Origin of the sequence: Pseudoteredinibacter isoporae (assembly GCF_011602085.1) — a bacterium.
GTDB classification, from domain to species: Bacteria; Pseudomonadota; Gammaproteobacteria; order Pseudomonadales; family Cellvibrionaceae; genus Pseudoteredinibacter; species Pseudoteredinibacter isoporae.
Genome location: NZ_JAAONY010000002.1, coordinates 480,830 through 500,938 on the forward strand (window position 1 = coordinate 480,830; position 20,109 = coordinate 500,938).

Here is a 20,109-nt window from a genome sequence, read left to right on the forward strand (position 1 = left end):
TTAAGAGTTACATTCTGGATAGGGTTCACAGGGGTTCGCCGTATTACCCTTGCGCGGCGCTTCCAGCAATTCGCCATCAAGCAAATATTCCACTCGAATATCATTTAATCCAGGATCTTCAATATTGACCGGAACCTGAATGGGTTCGCCCACCTTCAATTGCAAGGTATCAGGCACCGCTGGATCAACTACAATGGTTGCATCCGGATCGCTGCTGACAGGCACAGTAAGAATTTCTGTTTTCTGTTCACCATCCAGTGCGCCTGTGTACTGAATTTCCAGTTCACCATTGCTTTGGGTCGGCACACCATTCGGAGAGGTAAGTTCCAGGCTGTATATCGTAGTTCCCTGACTTTCAGGCTGAAGATCCAAAATGTTTGAGTTCAGATTGATTTCCGTAATCAAGTTTCCTGACTGAGGCGGCGTGTTTTGAGGCGGATAAGGCTTATTCGCCAAAACATCTTCAATCGGTGGAGTTGGATAACCAACAATCACAGCCATAATATAATTACCAGGCTTCGGATTCTGAACATTTTTGATTTCATCATCCACACTTAGATTTCCATCATCCACGAAGTAAATACGCTCACTGCTCAGAGTATCGGAACATGTTGAGTCTATGCAGATTCTTGTATACATCTCAAAGTCATAGCTGTTACCTGTGTACTTGAATCGTACAAACAGAGGCAAAAACCCACCGCTGGATGGATCGTAGACAATATCGAGACGCTGCTTGTCTTCTACCAACTTCGGTGCACGGTAAACCCAGGTTGGAAGCAAGCTATTCACTTTAAAGCTCATTGCCTCGCCATCCAATGTTACGGAGGTTAACTCACCAACCGCCTGCGTATCCTGATACTCCAGCCACAACTTAGCGTGGTTACTGCCAGCATATAGACGCTGTGCCGGCAACATCGGACGCAAACGCCAGGCTCCCTGAGGGCCGACACCAGGATTGATCTTCACTGGAATATTTGCACTCGCTGAACCCAGAGTAATATCGATACTGGTTTCACCGTCTTTGCGCAATGCAAATTGACCATTGCCCAGAGATTCAATAATGCTGCTGTCGTTTGAAGTGTATTGAGTGCCGAAGCGGTTTTCGCTGACGTTCAGTTCATATTGACGTCCAGCCGCTTCGGCCGTCGCCGTCACTTCAAGACTCATCTCATTGGCGGCGTCCAGGTCGATCAAAATATCGGATGGATTAACCACTATCGCGGTAACTGCGCTACTGATATCACCCGATGCAGGATCGGTAGGCGAGCTGCCCGTCGCGACTTCAAGACCATCCGGGATGTCGTCATTGTCATGATCCGGATTCAATGGGTCGGTACCATGAGTATTCACTTCAGCACCATCGTTTAATCCGTCATCGTCGGAATCCGGATTAAATGGCTCAGTGCCTCGGCTCAGTTCATCGCTGTTACTCAAACCATCGTTATCGCTATCCTCGGCACCATCATCAGTACCATCGCCATTGGAATCCGAAGAAATTGGATCCAACTGCAGCAGAACTTCAAGTGCGTTGTTTAGGCCGTCATTGTCGAAATCACCCTCACGCTGGAGAATGCGAATCGAGCGGGTATTGGCAACATCCATTGAGGTCTCTGCCCCTACGATCTCAAGCTCGATATCAAAACTGTCTCCATCATTTGCGGCGGTACCCGTAGTGGTAGGAACCGTAAACTGCAACTCTGGATAGCTCACAAAGAAGCTTTCACCCGCCACTCTGAGTTCCATACCTTCAAAGCCATTTGGATTAAAGTTTGCTGCCGCCGTAACCACCAGATTCTGGCTGCTGCCTTCGAGCATATACGGATCAGGCTGTGCAGGAATTGACATCACAGGAGCACACAGGTTAGCGGCACGTTCCAGTACCGGCGTATCATCCGCTACCGATACCAAACTTGAACCTACCGTCGTGAACTGGTAGCAACGCCCCAGCTCCATGGCATCAGCGAATGTGAAGCTGACAGTACTATCGGACAGCTCTGCCAAGCCTGATACTTCCTGATCACCCAGAAGCAAACGAACCATATGGGCAGAGCTTTGCTGCTTCACCGGTTCGCTAAAGGTGAATTCAATCAACGCCGGGTCATCATTACGAGTTTGGACAAAGCGACGCTGATTGATCGCAGCTGGACGACGAGCAAAGACCAGCGAATGGCTCGCACTATTATCGACACCCGAGAGCTGCGGCGTCACAGAAGACAAATTCAACTCGATGGTTTCGACTTCGTTATTATGCACAGCAAACTCTACGTAACCCGCAGAAATTTGTAATGTCGCGCTGTCAGCCTGACCATCAATCTGAGCTTCGCCATTTTCACTAATGTTCACCGTCAGGTTGGCATCCTGAGTTTGGCCAGCGTTGTCGACCGTCTTAACGCGGTTACCATATTCATCGACCAGGGCCAAAGACACCGTGGCAGTTTCACCGGTTTCCAGAACATCTTCACGCCCAAACGGGTGATTGCTCATGGCTATGGTTTCCATCGCGAAGCCCTGCGGGCTGCCATAGCTTACCGTTAATGGAATCGCGTCAACACTTACAGGGTCGGTAGCACTCTCACCGTCATTGTCATAAACAATCGGCAATTCCTGACCATCCACCAGAACCGTAAGTTCATAATCACCGCCTTTGACGCTTGCTGATAAGTCCACACTCAGCTCACCTTCGTTCAGGGTTACTGTCGCTTTCTCTCCTTCCGGTTGCAGCGGCTCGATCACAACGCCTTCTGCAAAACCAAAGTGGAACAGCGGTTCAGTAATGGTGAGGGATACTGTCGACGTTGAGTTCTGAGTAACAACATTGCCGTCCTTATCCAGCACGTGAGCGACAATTGTGGTTGTTTCGCCCGGTTTCACTGCTTCGATATAGTCAACAGACACACTGCTCTGATCGCCCGACACCAATTGCAAATCATGCACGGCCTGCAAACCGGCTACAGAACTGGCAACGACTTTATAAGCTGCTGCTTCGCTTGGACTGGTCCAAGCGAAGTTAACGATTCCGTTTTCATCACTCGGTAGACCGTTCGCGATATCCTGGATATACGACCCATTTGCGGTACGCAGAACCAAATCCACTTCGGCACCTGAAATTGCAATACCGGAACCATCCAGAACCAACAGCTTAAAGGTAAGCTCCGAACCGACAGTAGCAACACCGGGGTTCACGTCAACCTCATCGACAAATCGTAACTGATCAGGCAAGGCGTTAAGCGGGAAACTCTGCACCTCAGTGAGGGATTCCTGGCCCAGTTCGTCGATCAGCTTGATTCGGAAGCGGTAAATATCATCCGCACTGGAACCCGGATCAGCAGTGACCTCGAAGTATTTAGACTCTTCAGCGGTGTATGCTTTGTGAACCTTAATTGGCGCACCGTCCTGATCTTCCTGGATCAACTCCAGATTCAAGTACTCCAGTCGATTTTCGCCATTGGCCTCACGAAGATTACTCACGCGGATAACGTTTCGGAAACCATAGTAACCACTGGTGGGCTTAACAATGCTCAGCTTGTCAGCTTCAGGGGCTTTATTCTCTTTAATCGTTACAGAATTATTTTGAGTCTGAACCTGACCACTGCTATCAATGACTCTGACTACCAAAGGCTCATCTATTTGGCCGCTCACACGTCCAGAACGATTGTCTTTCAGTTGATGACGATAGAAACCGGCATAGTCCTTGCCAAGATTCATCTCAATACGCTCGCCCTGCCAATTCAATTCGATGGCTGCAACACTAATATCGTCGCTGGCCTGAACTTCTACCCTGAACTCTTCGCGTTCGTAGATATCATCACCCACTCGAACTTCATTGATGCTAGGCAACAAATCATTCAACACCGTCAGGTTGAGAGTACTGTTGGACTTGTTGTCACTGAAATCAAGCGCTTCGATTTCAAAATTCAATTGAGTGCCCAATTCTGGCGCGGTTTCGGTATAACTGATGTCATCACCACCACGAGCAACAGCAACAATCAAACCGTTGCGCTTCAGGAATGCCGTATCCACTCCACTTCCCGTATCGGAAGACTTCGCCAAAATGGTAAAGGGTCGGCCGGCCACCGGATTGCCATTTTTAATCAAGCCCTCAATTTGCAATTCAACTTCCGGAGCGAACGGGTCAACAAGACGCGTTACGGCCTGAGCCGGAGTCTCAGTGAAGTTACCGTAGATATCGATAGCACGCGCCTTGATAAACTTATTGGCGTCCAACTCATAGAATTTCTGCACCGAATAAACCGGGCCAGTACGTTTGGCAATCAGTGAAAATGGACCTGATGCACTGTCGGCTTCGTAGAATTCCACTTGCTGGATTGGCTGACTGCTGTTCAGCACGTACGCTTCAATCTGAACTGGATTTGGCAGATACAAATTGCGATGCGGTTTGGTCAAATCCATACCGATACGGAAATTATTGCTCGGCTGATTCTCACCCTGCAATACCAGGGAGCGAGCCACGGATTCACGATGCAGGCCATAAACACTTTCAATTTTGGCACTGACATCAAAGGTCTGACCATTACGTAAATCCGCCGGCAACATAACGCGTGTGGCAAACGGTTCGGCCGCCTGGCGACTGAGCAAGCGACCATCTACGTAGTAGTCAACCGCACGAACACCGCTGGTATCGGCCAGACTCAGTTCGATTTCATCACCCTGCTGCAAAACTTTCATACTGGCAGGGTTAGCCAAACTTGGATCTGCGGCCAGCAATGACGTCGCTATACGGTAAATTTCCAAGCCGTTTTCACCCAATGCCAACAGCAGGCGATCACCATCAACAGCAATATCCTGAACCGTGACGTCGAGTTCCAGCACCAACTCGGGTTGAGTCCAGTTGTAAGCATCGCTGCGGTACAGTTTCTTACCGACAGCAAACCAAACCATCCCCTGACGATACGCCAGCGCTGATACAGAACCTTCGAGGTCGAACGATTCGTCCAGCAAGCTGGAAATGGTGTAGCGGTGGATACGATGTCCAGCACCGTAGAACAAGTGATCTCCACTCGCTGCCAGTTGACTGACCGCTTCGCCCGCATTGAACAGGGCCTGGATATTTTCACGTCCACTTTCGATCGGAAGCTCAGTGGCGACCTGATAAACCACACCCTGGCCATCTGCGGTGTAAACCAACTTGTCTGCCACCGCTAGAGCACTGATCGGCTCACTGGCGCCAACTTCGAGAGAACCCTGACCGCTCTGATCCAGATCAACCATGTAGAGTTGATTACCTACGCTGGCGGCCAATCGGGTATTGCTCAACGCAAAGTCTTCGAACTGGGCACCTTGCAGTAGAGCTTCGGTTTTCTGATCAAGAAGTTTGCGCAGATCCAGAATACGCTGGACGCCACGTTGCAAGACAAAGGCCCTGCCCGCTTCCGCGTCAACAATTTGGGCGCTCTCCTGATAAGGCGCAGGTACAACTTGAATATCCCACTGTCCGTTTTCGTCCAGATGCTGGGAAATACTGCCGTAGTAATCGGCAGCGGCCAAATAGTAGCCCCGATCAATAGCAACACTACTGACATTACCCTTAGGCCTGTCATCTTCATACAGTTTCAGTAGACCGCTAGCCGCTGATGCCAATGACAATTTCTGCTGACTGCTACCACCCAGGAACAGTTCACCTCCATACAGGAAAGCAGAGTCAGCTTGTGTGGCAGTCGGTATAACAAAGCTACCACGCACCTCAGGCAGGAACGGATTGCGGAAGTCAATCAATTGAGCTCTTCCCGTATTTCCGTCTAATGCCAGAAGTTCATTTTGTAGTGGAATCAACTGTTGAGCCGAATGATTCAAGCTCAAACGATACTCATCGAACGACTCATCATAAGCACGCCAGTTTCCTGACTCGTCAACCAGATACACGAAGCCATCCATCGCAGCCATAGCTTTGAAACTACCATTGCTGCTGGCCGCTACTGTGTAATTGCGATTCAAACGGTACAGTCCTGCACTGCTCAGAACCAGGAAGTGCTCGCCCTGAACCTGAACAGCTAAAACCTGTCCTTGAATACTCGCAACATTGGTTTTGGACAGTTCCTTACCAAAGACTTGATAGGCCACCAAGCGTCCATCCACATTGAGAAGGAGTCGGTCATGGGCCAGGCTACTCATGCTTTCAACGTTACCGCTCAAACTGTAACTGGCTTCTTCACTGTACGATTGAGTCACATCAGCACGACCATAAAGCTTCAGGCCTTCCCCGGAAATGGCCAATAGCAGCTTCTCGCCAAGATAGGTAGCCGCAGTGACTGTACCACCCAATTGCAGAAGCGTATCACCAGCCAAATTCCGGACGGTTCTTCCCTGTACAAGCAATAATTCATCCGCAGCCGTCAGAGCAAAATCATAAGCCGGTGCCGAACCACTGTTGGCCGTCAAGCCGTCATAAACCGCAATACGGTACTGACGCGAACGTTCATTGCCCAGTTGATCACGAACGCGAGCTTTTATCTGCAACTGGTTCACGTCTGATGCGACATTAACACTGAAGTCAATTTCGCGCTCACCACTGGCCAGTACACTGCCATTGATATCGGTAATTTCAATGGTTGCACGCAAGTCACTCGCTAAATTATTTTGATGCGAGAGACGCAGTCGTGAGCCACGCATCACCGCGCTGCTTACGCCTTGTAACTGTGCGTCCGGCAGTTGTAACTGCGGAGAAATTCGAATGTTACGTGCAAGCTCTGAGTAACGATAGCTGTCGCCATAGTATGCGCGAACCACCAAATTGAAATTCTGCTGGCTCGACAAGAGCGGTAGACGCAACTCAAATCGACCATTGCTCTCAGGCAAGTAGAGGCGTGCAACTTCCTCGCCTTCGAAGCTGGATAGCGTCGCAACCGCAAAACGGAACTCACTGTTGTTATCCGTCAACTGATAGCTAACAGACATTAACTCACCCTCGGCAAAGCGCTGGTTATTCTGAGGCGCTGCCAAGGTCACACTGTCCAGTGAGGCATCGTTATCAATCAGGTTGTGGCTGTTTTCCAGCTGCACACTGCCATTGGCGTAGTAGCGCAAGTCTACAGTATCGCCACTCTCAGGTAGACGAACCCAACGCATCACCGCTTGCTCGCCCACGGCAAGTTTGCGCTCTCCCGAAACTTCTATTGAGGTCTCGTCGACTCTCGCAGTATCCGCAAAATACGCACGCAGTGGGATCTCTGCACCACGACTCAAATCCTGAGCAGCGACTGGAATAACGCTGTCAATAGTGCCTAACGGAGTATGACTGATCGTCAAATCCACTCGCTCTTCAGCACCAGAGCGATCACGATACAACAGCTGCAGATTACCAGCAGCAAGCTGGCTGCGCGCAATACGCAACATAGGCTTACCATCTTTCGAGCCTCTTGCGGCCGGGCGATAATTACCCGAGGTATCCACAATATATGATTCAGCACCGCCCAGGGTTTCAGCGTTATGCTCCAGAATGATATCTACGGATTGAACATTCGCTTCTACTACCGGAGACAGCACAGGGGCAGTAGCTGTCGCATTCAATGAACGGCTATACAGCTTATCGCGGTCATTCTCACGGTAGAGTTCATAGAGCTTGTTTCCGGCAAACCACTGCTTAACAAAACCCTCTGTGCGAATCGCCAATAGCTCTTCGCCACGCAAGCCATACCAGGCTTTACTCGACAAATCGCTATCAATTTGCAGCCAGATCAGCTCACCATCGGTTACGTGATCGCGAACCTCTCCTGCCAGTTCAATAGTATGCAGGTGCTGAACCGTTTGGCCTCGACTGTACGCGGCTATTTGCTTGTCATTCCACAAATACAACTTGTCATGCTGAGACGCCAGTTCTGTGTATCCCGCGGCAACAATACTGCTGCTCAATTCGAGCTGAGGAACAGCAGCCTGATAGTTAATTCGAAGCTCTTCAACACCTTCACTGCTGAGCAATAGCAATCCATTGATGGAAGCCTCAGCACTGCGAATTTCTCCACCAGCCTGGATGCCTGCCAACCAACTGATCCCCTCTTCGGTGAACACCGCGGCACTCACGTACTGACCAAACTGCAGATAAGCAATGTTGGAAGCTGTCGCCAGCAAGTCGCCATAGAGGCGCAGGCTCTGTACCGGCGCGAAGCCATTTGTCGTGTGAGCGAAGTAATCAATACGTTGACCGGATTGATCTTCCAACAATAAGAAGAGACCCAAGCCCGTCATTTCGCTTCGTAACAAACGCCCACTACCGCTCAGTACTTCACTACCCGACAGATCATTAACAGCGAAACGCTCTTCAACGGCCTTATCGAGGGCAAGCAGAATGCGGTCAGAGCCTGCACCTGGGAGGTGGTGCAAAGCCACAACGCGTTGATCTCCCGCTGGCGCCGTATAGGCGAGCTGTTTATTTGTGCTCAAATATGGAATCTTCGCCAGCGTTTTTTCTGCGATTTTGCTGTTGCCGGAACGGTCCCGCAGCTCTGCTCGCAGCAAGACTTCTGCTCCCGCATCACGGCTGCGATACACCTGCAGGCCATCGCTGAACGGCAGCTCCTGAGTTTGTCCCTGATCTTTTGGATCGATGATCGTCAAGCGAGACGAGCTATCGAAATCTTCCATGGTGTCTGGTGCTTTGGCCTGCAACCACAATTCGCTACCCGCCAATACATTGTTTTCGGGCAGAACCGTGATTTCTGGATCCAGGTCCAGACCATCATCTTTAACCAGATTGATAAACCGGCGATCCTGAGCACCATCTGCTTCCAAGGTCGCAAACAATACGGCGCTCTCACCAATCGTCGGCATCGTGACATTGAAGCTGAAGCGATCAGACGACTGAGCGGTTCGATCCAATGTGATCGGAGTTGGATTACGGGCGTCGTTCTCATCACCACCAATAAAGAGGTTTAAAGTACCCTGATCTTTACCCAGCAAGACTTCAAATTCTACAAGCTCGCCTTCATAGAATTCAGCGCCATCTTTAGGCTTGAGGATGCTTAACGCTTCGGTCTGAGCTTGGCCTTCGATCACCTCAACTGTGATTGGGCTGGCTTCGGTAATCAAACCGGAGGAATCAATAACGCGTGCAGCGATTGTGAGTCCACCAAGGTTATCCGGCGTGAAACGATGTGAGGTCGGGCTATCGGCCTCAACAAAGCCACCGACACCAATACTGACTTCTACTCTATCAACACCGAAGAGGTCGAACGATTTCAGGATAATATCAACAGGTTCTCCAACAGGGATCTTGTCGCCATCACGTGGCGATACAATACTGATGGTCGGCGCAGTCGCGTCCTGAACCAAGGTATAGCTGCTGTCAGCGGTGATATTTACACCCTCACCGTATTCAAGGCTCAAACGCACGGGTATCTCGGTGACAGGTGCAATGTCGGCCAACTTCGGATTAAGGAAAGAGAGCTGAACCTGAGCCTGGCTTTCGCCATTTAGAATAATTTCAGCCGGGTACCAACGATCGAGAACTCGAATATTCGCCTCGCGAACCAACCCGACATCGCCATTCAATTCAAAGCTGATTAGAACACGACTGGCCTCTTCAACACTTGAAGGGCTTAGCTGCATATCACCAATGGCAATATCCGGATCTGCAACCGTTAGCGGCAGTATCAGCTGCGCCGAATTGCCACTGCTATCAACAACATCCACCCGAATCGACAGCGAATCAACACCAGCGGGCATATCCAACTCAAAGCTCTCGTCACTCGCCAACTCGGTTTGCGCGCCATAGCTGGCACCGCCATCGGTAGATAAGCGCACTCTGAAAATCAGATCATCGATTTCGTCCAGATTATCTTCCGCCGCGAAACGCACCTCATACTGACGACCGCGAGTGAAGGCATCACCTTCATTCAGTGCCTGATCATTGGCGGCGTTAAGAATTTGAATATTGCGCGGCGCCAAGCTGTCTTCGGTATTCAGAACCTGAGTAAAGGCTCCGGCACTCAATGTTTGCGTTTCAGTTGGCTGATTGCCGCGCTCATCCGCAATACCTTCTATCGTAATGGTGTAGCGGCGATTGCTACGCAACTCAAATCCAGGAAGCAGTTTGAGTTCAAGTTTCTCCTGAGTCTGAACGAGATCAAACTGTGTACTGACATCAACCGATGCGCTACCGCTGTAGTCCAGAATTTCTTCCTGGACGGACATCGCTGTTGCGACAACCGGCTCATCAAATTCCAGCACCAGGTTTCGAGTGCGAGACATGAGCTGCTGTTCTTCCAGAATCGGGGAAGTATCGTCGACACCGGTCAAGACATCCTGCAAGACAATTTCCTGGCCAGAATCCTCACGAATCAAAATCAGAGAGTACAGCTGATCATGTTCTACGGCTGGAGAACTCGCCGTATATTGATTATTGCTAAAGTCACCATTCAGTCTATCGGCTTGTGTGTATCCGCTTTCAAAACCGGAAGGTACCATATAAACCACGAGGTCCTTACCCAGCCCTTCCCCGGCGATGACAATCGTATCACCCCCGGTATCACTCAGCAGATTATTTGCTGCAGAATTATCCGTCGTTGCCTGAATGGCGCCCAGAGGTGCCTGAGCGACAATAGCTCCAAGCAATGTTTGCTCATGATAGGGCGAGCGGAAACGCACTGAATAGTCGCCTTGCTCCGACACAGACAAGCTCAACACAATGGTTTTATTCTGCTCGTCGTAACGCCACTGCTGAGCCGCCAGCTGAGTGCCGTTCAGATAAACTTCTGTGATGTTCTCCAGCATATCTCCCGTCACACTGATATCGTGACTACTGTCAATTAAGATCAGATTTGGAGAAATATCGTACACTTCGAATTTCACGGCCCCGAACAATGCTTGAGCGGAAATATCCCAAGGCAAATCAAAGCTTACATTCGCTCCCACCAAAGCTTGCTGTGGTTCGTTCAATAAATTGATTTGATAATCACGGCCTTCGATGTAATTTCCGTCAACTCGCTGGAAGCTCAAGCGAGAGCCCAATAGTGACGTTACACCGCTGATATCGCTATTTGACTCAAGATCCTTGAGCCCTAATGTCACCCCTTCCCAGGATTCGGATGATCCACTAAAGTTCAGAGCAACAGACGCATTAGCCGATGCAATGCCCTGTTCAGGAAGTACTCTTACGACGTTCGCAAAAGGAACATTCGCGAAGCGATAGCTTCTCTCACTATCAATCCAGGAAAGCGTTCCATTACTCAACGATAAGTTGTCAGGAGTGTATTGTTTTATGTCGACTTCGCTCAGTTCCGCTAATTCTATAACCGAACCTGACGCAAGATTGATATCAAATAAACGCAGCTCATTTTCTTTGTACAGAGCCAGAAGCTCTCCCTCAAAGGTAAGCTCTTCGATGACCCCAGTATAACTTCCAAGTAGCGGCAATTGCTGCTGACTGCGAATCCGGGACAAGGTCAGAAGCTCAAATCCGCTCGCGCTGTAAATCAACGCACGCTGTTGATCGAGCACAATATTACTCGCTGAGCTGAGGCTGTGATTGTGAGTGGCTGCAACGGTTTCAGGTTGCTCCAGGCTGCGCACCTCAAGTCGATCACCATACAACATATAGGCGTGTTGTTTATCAGCGACCAAATCAACAATGGCTGAACCGGTTTCGATACGAACAAAGTCCCCCGCTTTAACGTGTGCGGCGTAAACATCATTTTGAGTACGTACCAATATTGTCTGACCTTGCAGCACAAGATCGTCCAGACTTGCTGCTTCAGGCAAATCGAATTGATTGATTTCCTGAGGTGAATAAACGTTCGCAATATCATAGACACGCAATTGGTCACCGGCGCCATCGGCGACGACCAGATAGCCCTCTGAAATCGACACGGCGCCTACCGTTCCAGATTGTGGAATCTGCGACAGTAACGTCGGCAATCCTGCTTCAATTTGACTGAACAGGGATACAGAGTTCGTCGAAGACATAGCCAGAATTGAGCCATCTCGGCTTATCTGATGAATACCCGGACGACCAATCTTCGAGCCAAGAACAACTGTCAATTGAGTGTTCTCAATACGATCATTACCACTTGGCAAGTTGCTCAGACTGATCGTCAAAGTACCGATCGTATCTCTCGGTAGATCAAAACTGATCAGACTGTCATTGTGATACTCCACCCCGCTGGCTGGGCGACCATTGATTTGAATTCGGGTTTCTACGCCCAAGCCCAAACCTCGGATGCCGATTCGTTGATTGCCGTTGAATTCAAAGCTTTTGACTTGCTCAAGTACGGATTCATTATCCCGGGAATATTCTCCGATTTCCTGAATTTCAGGATCAGCGACATAGGTAAAGGCCAACGGCATAAACTGGTTCATCGCCCCAGCACTCAGGCGCAGACCAACACTCAAATTTCCTGTAGGACTTACCGATAAAGCAGGCGTATCAAACTGAATTTCAGAATCCTTGTGAACCGCAAACTCACTGGCCGCAATGGAATTATCGCCTAACCAAATCGTATCGACATTCGCCAGTTCGCTACCCAATACCGTGATGCGACTTCCACCACGCCAAGTGCCTGCATTCGGTTGCAGCTGCTTCGCTTCCGGTTGACGGTGAGCGCTTGCTGTAAAGCCAAAGCGATAATCTTCACCCAGCAAATTGCCATGAATATCTTTCAAGGCTCCACTGAGTGTGAGTTGGTAAACTTTTTCAGCATCAAGTTCAGTTGTGGGTTTGAATCGAATTCGAGAACCCGCGTTATTGGTGCTTACTGAACTCAAACCTTCGACACGCTGCCCTGCCTGGGTAAGGATCAACAAACTACTGTCGATCAATGCCAGTTGGCTATTGTCGAGAATTCGGTTGAACTGAATTTCAATCGCTCCATCGACAGGCAGGTACGCACCCGACACTGGCAACTGCTCAATCACCGCCAGCCCTTTCGGCTCAAAGGTGTTTAAACCACCGCCCAATCCGCCAATATGAGCGTCAACAGATACCGGATTTTCGGCAGGCTCTCCATCGGCATAAATATAGGCACTACCAACATAAAAACTCTTATCGGCCAGTACAACCGCCTCGGCAGAACCAGTCAGAGAATAGTATTGTTTCAGCGCCAAACCTTGCCTGAAATCTCCCGCCAACCAGGTAGAGATGTCAAACAATTGCAGATCTCCCTGCCCAGCGGCAACGTAAAGGTCTTGCCCCTGAATCGCCAAGTCACCAGCAAAGACTTCACCATCCTGGCGCAGAATCAACAAGCTCAACTCAGCACGAGCGTTATTGGCAACATCACCCAGTTGATAAACTTGTACCGAGGCGCCCTCGCCAGTGGACACCAACAGTTTATCTTGATGAACCAGAATATCTTCAGGGCGATAGCTGTTAGCACTGCTATCCAACGCTGCAATATTGTGTTCAATATTGTAGAGGCCGCTGCGCAATTCAATTGATACAACTTTCCTGGCTTCAGCCAATGCAACCCATAGCAGTTCATCAGAGAGCGCAAGCTTGCTCGGTTTGCCACCCAGCTTAGTGGTATCCATTACAATTAAACGCTGTAGATCCAGGTCAGGGCCAACCCGATAAGCGTAAACACCTTTCTCGCCAGCGACATACAACAAACCACCTTTGGCCGTTACGTCATGAAGTTGATCGTTGAGGCGATATTCACGCAGCAAACTTGGGTCACTCGGCAAGGTGATATCGAAGTGATATAGACGATCCCCACCTACGAGATAAAGATGCTTGCCGTCCAGTTCGATGTCTCTGAACCCTTCAGGATTAATTGTGCTACGGAAATGGTATGGCAATTGTTTGCCTGCCAAATCCCGGAACAGCAGTTCTGGTCGCAATGGATCGGACACGTCACTCAGGACCAACTGCGCATCGACGCTGGTTGATGTGCTCAACACTCTACCCTGCTCGTTAACCACGGGATAACTACCCCCGGTAACGGCGTAGAGTACTTGGTCACTCAAAGCCAAAGCACTAATGGGTGCCGCATTATCACGAGGCAAATCAACGGTACCGATTTGCTTTTCTGTGTAGAAATAGGCAGAACCCAGTGTCGCAGTTTCATCAGCAAACAGCTGTGATGTTGCGCTGACATCCACTCTCCCCAGCTCTCCCGAGGGCACGCGAACCTGAAGATGGTTTTCACTCAGCAGACGAACATCACCTGCTATTTGCGAACCAAAACTGATTTGAGTGCTGGCATCGAAACCACGGCCATATATATCAACAAGGCCACCACCCTCTGGTGGGCCGGAATCCGGCGTTAAGGTTTCCAGGGCGAGTTTAGGCAGGCGAATCATCGCACCATGTGCTGTACTGCTCAACCCTTCACGCTCAATACTCAAAGACAGAGCTACGGCGTCATTACCCAATTTGAGATCGGGTACACGGAAGCTCAGCAGTTGCTCATCAACACTGAGAATATCAGCTGCCGATACCAGTACATTAGCCACTCGGATATTCAAAGCCGCAGGATCCTGACCGAAGCCATTGCCTTTGACTCGGGCCGTTTCAGTGCCATCTGCATGGAAATGTTCGCTGTATTCAGTATCGTCGGAGAAACGAACTACCGAATTAATTTCAGGTCTTTGTTTGAGACTGCGATCAAAATCAAAACTAATCTCACGATCCAGCACCTGACCGCTTAAGGTCGCAATTGAAGGCTCAAGGAAGATACGCAATCCACCCTCGTAGCTGTAACCCGGCAACAGGCGAACTTCTACCTGAGCACCACCAAGTGTATTCACTGCAACAAGTTCATAATTTGCAGGATCCACGACATCACCTGCAGCAGTTTCTAAGCGTACACCTTGCCCCGGCAGAAGCTGGTCGGTATTAAGTAACTGGTTAAAGGCAAATTGTATGGATTCGCCACTGCTGATTCCGGCACTGAAGTTACTGGTCGACGTTAGAACCAGCTGACCATTCCCCACTTCCTGTAGACCACTTTCAACTGCAGCGAACACGCGACCGGATATAGAGGCGATTTCACTGTAGTACTCCTGAGCTTCCTGCCAATAAGTGGTCTCATAAAACCCACTCTGCCCGTCTTCTCGTAGAATCAAGTATTCCGCGCCGGTAGAAATCAGAATCTGTCCGTAATACACCTCAAAAGATGGTCGCTGATCAGCTTGTACCGATGCACGCTCAATAACCTGGCGTTCAAAATTGGCATTGGCCACATCATGATATGTCAGAAGTTCAAGTGTATCTGCACGTTGCAGCAATACATACAAACGCTGCCCCAGCCAATCAATATCTACGACGCTGCCTGAAAGCTCACTGCGATTTAAATTCAACGTTGAATACTGTGTTGCCGCATCCAATTCAGGATCGAGCACATCAATAAATCGAATAAAGCTGCCGCCCTGGCCATTGTCGATCGCTACCGCCAGAACATGTTCAGCGGCATTAAACGCAACATCCATAACACGGTTGCCAGGAATTTCCAGTTGCTTCACCACATAAGGCTTGGCTCGATCACGAACATCAACCTGCAATACACCGGCACTGTCAGCCGCTAAATAAACGCTATCGTCTACCAGAGCCAAACCATTGACCGGAGCATTGGTAGCAAGTTGCCCCAAGCGAACAGGTCGATCCCATATGGCGGCATCAAAAATTTCCAAACCATAAGGTATCGCTGAGGCCGAGTCCTGAACTCCACCCAAATCAACACCGACATACAGTTCTTCATTCCGACTACCCAATGCCCCGATACGTTGTGGAGGATAATTAGGGAGCTCGATACCTCGGCCTTCCCTCAATTGGAATGAAAACTCGCCAACTTTATGCTCAAGACCGGACTGAGTGACCAAAACTTCATAAAGCTCAGGCTCGGTTACTGCGGGAAGACGGAAATCCATTCGCTGCATACTGCGCACGTCATCACGCAAGTTGTAGAGGTAATTCCCAGCCTGGATTTCCTGGGTACGAATCTCTTTGCCACTGAAAGAGCGCAATATGATTTTGGCTCCAGGGAGGAAAACTTTGGACTGACTTGTAATACTGACAACAGGGCCACCCTCACTTGAACCTGACTCCCGCGACAGATCAAAACTGGCATCAGTCATCGCCTCAGCCACTACCAGGGCACCCAACTGATTTGCAACGAGACCGGAATCACTGATCTGCAAATGATGAGCTCCTGCATTCAATCCGAGAAGTTCTACGGTTACCGCTGGAATACGCAGAGTATTTTCATCAACGTACTCATAGCTGACTTCTCGATTGTCTATCCGCACCTTGACTGCCGGATCGTTACGCAAGCCGCTGCCATCAATAATCAGGTCTCGACTCTCACCGAAGCGATAAGTCGGTTCTGCAAAACCCTCAATCACTGGGCGGACTGCGCCTGTATCCGCTGCCGTCAAGTTCATCTGGAATGGACGCCACAAACCGCTACCACGTAAATTACGCAGATCTTTTAGCTGAACACGGTAAGTCTTGCCCGCCTCCCTGTCGAAACTTAGCTCAACCGAATTGAGCTGATTGTCGGCATCATCAACCGCCGTGATATTTAAACCACTGACCGCGTTGCCTTCGTCATCAGTAATTACCCAATTACTGACATCAGTAACCGAGTCAACAGTTACGGGTTCATTAAAGGTCAGAACAATGCTTTCAGCAGCACCGATCTTGTCACCTTCAACATGGGAAGCCTTCAGCACCAGAGAATGAGGTAATTCCAACTGCACAACACCGCGACGCGATGCTGCCAATAATCGTCCCTTAAAGATATCCAGATCGTTTACCACTTCTGCGGTACCCGCGGAAATAATGACAGGCGAAAGTGGCTCACTGATATCAAAGACCATAAGTCCGGCACTACCTGCCGACACTAACAGTAAGTTGCCCACTACCTTGAGACTGCTCAATTTTGGTGTGCGACTGATAATGTTGCTGAAATCAACAGCAGCGGTCTGTTCTTCACGCTTGAGGTTAAAGATTCTCAAGCCAAAGTTTTCAATAGAGACAATCGCAAAATCACCGTAGAACGCAATGTCTTTCGGATTACCTTCAAATTCAAACTTGCGACTCAATTGTGGATCGAAGGTGTTGTAAGCATTAACAACACCCAGCACAACGCCGCCACTGTCCGGTGCAGGAGGCAAACGCGAAGCGCCTGCTGTCCTCAAGTCGAACGGGCAAATCTCGGGCCAGCCTGTATCGTTCACGCCACCCACACCGAATAACCAATCATTGTGCGCACGCAAGCGAGCAGCCCCGGATACCCCTTGTATGGCCCCCAGATCGACAGGGTCTTCAGGGGATAGGTAGCTTAAGAGCTTAATGCGTCCAGCATTCGTTGATCCCATACCAGCGCTCGGCTCACACTTGGGTGGAGGAGGATCACTAAACAAAGGACGCTCACCGGCACCCCCGAATGTAGAGGCCAGTACAGCTCGCCCGACAACTTCAATGCCATAGGTCACATCGCCCTGGTAAGCCTGCAGTTCACGAGAAACCACTTGCATACCTTGAGAGTCATCAAGGTTCAACATGGCAACCCCGCCAACACCATTGGCAACCAACAGAGCTTTGTGATCAGTGTTGTTTTTGGTGTACGAGAAAAGTTCGAGTCCCAATGAATCGGTGGCCGTTGGAAGTCCTCGCCCCTCCAACTCGCTGAATTCTATTTTCTCTTGTTCCGACAGGCCAGACGCTGCCCGTTTCATATCCAGCTCAAGGAAGTTTTGGTGTGTTAACAAATCGACACGCCCGGAGGAACCGCTCGGCAAAGTTGAAGCGCCCCCTACTAATAGCGTTTGGTCGCCATCTTGAATATCGAAGCTGCTGACAATCAGAGGATCAATGGACGCACCGCCTCCAAGCAACTCGGATATAGAATCCGCATCCGGGGTTTCCTGTCCAGATGAGTCGCCACTTGGAATACCACTGTCATTTTGGCTGCTACTTGAGAACAAGGTTGAAAATAAGCCCGCATCGGCCAGCGCCACCCCGTCTTCTTGCTCTACTACTATGCTTTGAGGATTAAGGCCATTGACTTGAGCCTCGGACAAGGTTCGCAAGCCATACCCAACTGCATTTTCAACCCGCACCTCTCGACCATAACGGTTTTCGATCACGAGATCCTTTAATCCCGGAGCACCGCCACTTACAGTAATCAGCATTTCGCTGGGAGAAATAACCTCAAGTGCAGAGACAGGAATACCGCCGATACTGGCTTTAATACCATTCCCCAGAGAATGACCAGGTTCAAAGCCCGAACCGATAACCGTGTATTGGGTTTCGCTATCTACAGGCCCCCAGATTGGACTGATGGACTCCACCTTGAGTGAGCCATCAACAGCAACCCCACCTTTAAGCAAAGACTTACGCCATACGCCACGGGAGAGACTGTGCAGTTCAACATCAAATTGACCTGCAATACTTATTGCCGGAGCCAGTGCTTCGATAATAATACTGCCTTGTTCGGTATCATCATCAATTACAGATTGGATAGTCGCTTCAAGACCACCAATAAACAGGCGTAGTCGCTCTGCGTTAGCGCTGGCATTACGCGCCGTTACACTAATTTGTGTCTGGATGCCCAGTTCTAAACGACGAGGCACTACTGTATTGAGTTCCGGCTTATCTCCTCGATTCGCCTGATACTCAAAAGTAAATTCCCGGTCCTGTTGAAGTTCAAACAGTACGCTATAACCATCGTTAATCGCTTTGGCACTGGCAATTCCAGCTTCAGCGCGCAGGCGCAAAACGTCGCCATTAGATAACACGTTGGGTGAGGTAATCCGAATTTTAGCATCATTGTTCTCAATGCTAACGCTGGTCTCGACAACTGAGCCGCTTTCATTTATTAACTTGAACTTATCAGTATTGTCAGGATAGACATCAATCTCTTTATTAAACCTGAGAGTGATAATAGCGCCGGCCTGATCTTTGTAGACGTAACCGTCATCAGGCAGCACGCTGCTTACTGTCAGAGCGAGAGAGTCCGAGGTTTGCAAGAAACCCTGTCGACCATCGCTGCTCAACCCACCGGTTACCACTGAAAAATCGGTCAGTAATACGGCATCATAGTGCCCCGCCGCTTCAACTTGCAGCCCGGTACCGACAATTGGATTCGACGGATTGGAGACATCGACGCTGGCCACACCTCCTGTTCCAAGAGCGAGATAAGCGATTCCACCTTTCACATCAACGTCATAGACATGAGTATCAAAACTCACACGAGACAGCAACTGAAGCTCTCCGTCGCTACCCAGAGTAACCGCAGACAAGCCTGCCTCGCCACTGGCGACAAAAAAGTTACCACCCTCTTTTGCAAGTTTCAGGCCTGGCAATGGCAGGCTTGACAGGAGTTCGATGCCCTTCTCTGCACTGTTCTCCAGTAAATACAAACCACCGCTATCCAGATCCTCAGGATTCAACAGTCGATTGGTTTGAGGATCGAATTGTCCGGCTAGAAGTAAATATCGAGACTTTCCGTTTTCGGCGGGCAAAGCGACAACGTCGAGAGCTTGCTGCTGATTTGGCAACGTAAAACGACTACTGAGATACGCTTTGTTTTGCAAATAACTATCGACTATTCCAAAGCCTGCCTCGCCCATTGCAATAGCAATTTCATTACTTTGCGCGGTTATACCTTTGGCAAGCGTCGACGGGAGTGCAATCTGTTTAACAACATGGGACTTACTTAAATCCGCTGAATTCAAGGACAAAATGAACAGAGCCGCTTCAGAACCATTGCTCGCGGTTACAAACGCCCTGTCCAGTGAGCGTTCAAAATAGAACTCGACTCCATAGGCTCCATAGCTTTCTGGCAGATCAATTTCTGCCAGCACTCGATCGTCGGTTCCGTCCCCATCCGCATCAATCAACTGCTTTAATACAGAAGGATCGATCTCTGCGCCATCACCGGCGTCCTGGCCATTCAGGTATTTGGCCGGGTTTATATCATAAATTAGAATGCCGTCCTGGCCTTTTGCAGCAAGCACAAAGGTCGCGGTCGGATCGAGGTCCAAATCATAAATATGCTCACGCCCACCACCCCGGATGTTGGCGTCCACAGCCTGCTCATAGCTAAAGGCCTGTTCAAGGGTAGAGCTCAATCCACCACTCACACTCAGGCGTACATCAACGGTACCCACTCGGCCTGCGGGTGTAATGACCTTCACCGTTTGAGCATCAAGAACTCG

1 protein-coding gene (running past one end of the window) is annotated in these 20,109 nt (G+C 49.7%); it reads right to left on the minus strand.

Annotated elements, in window-relative coordinates; genetic code table 11:
* Positions 1-20,109 carry the 3' portion of an Ig-like domain-containing protein gene (locus tag G8768_RS10625; protein WP_167202765.1) on the minus strand. The gene runs 13,107 nt beyond the window's last position, so only the last 20,109 of its 33,216 coding nucleotides appear in the window; its start codon lies beyond the right edge, outside the window — the gene reads right to left on this strand; its stop codon occupies positions 1-3.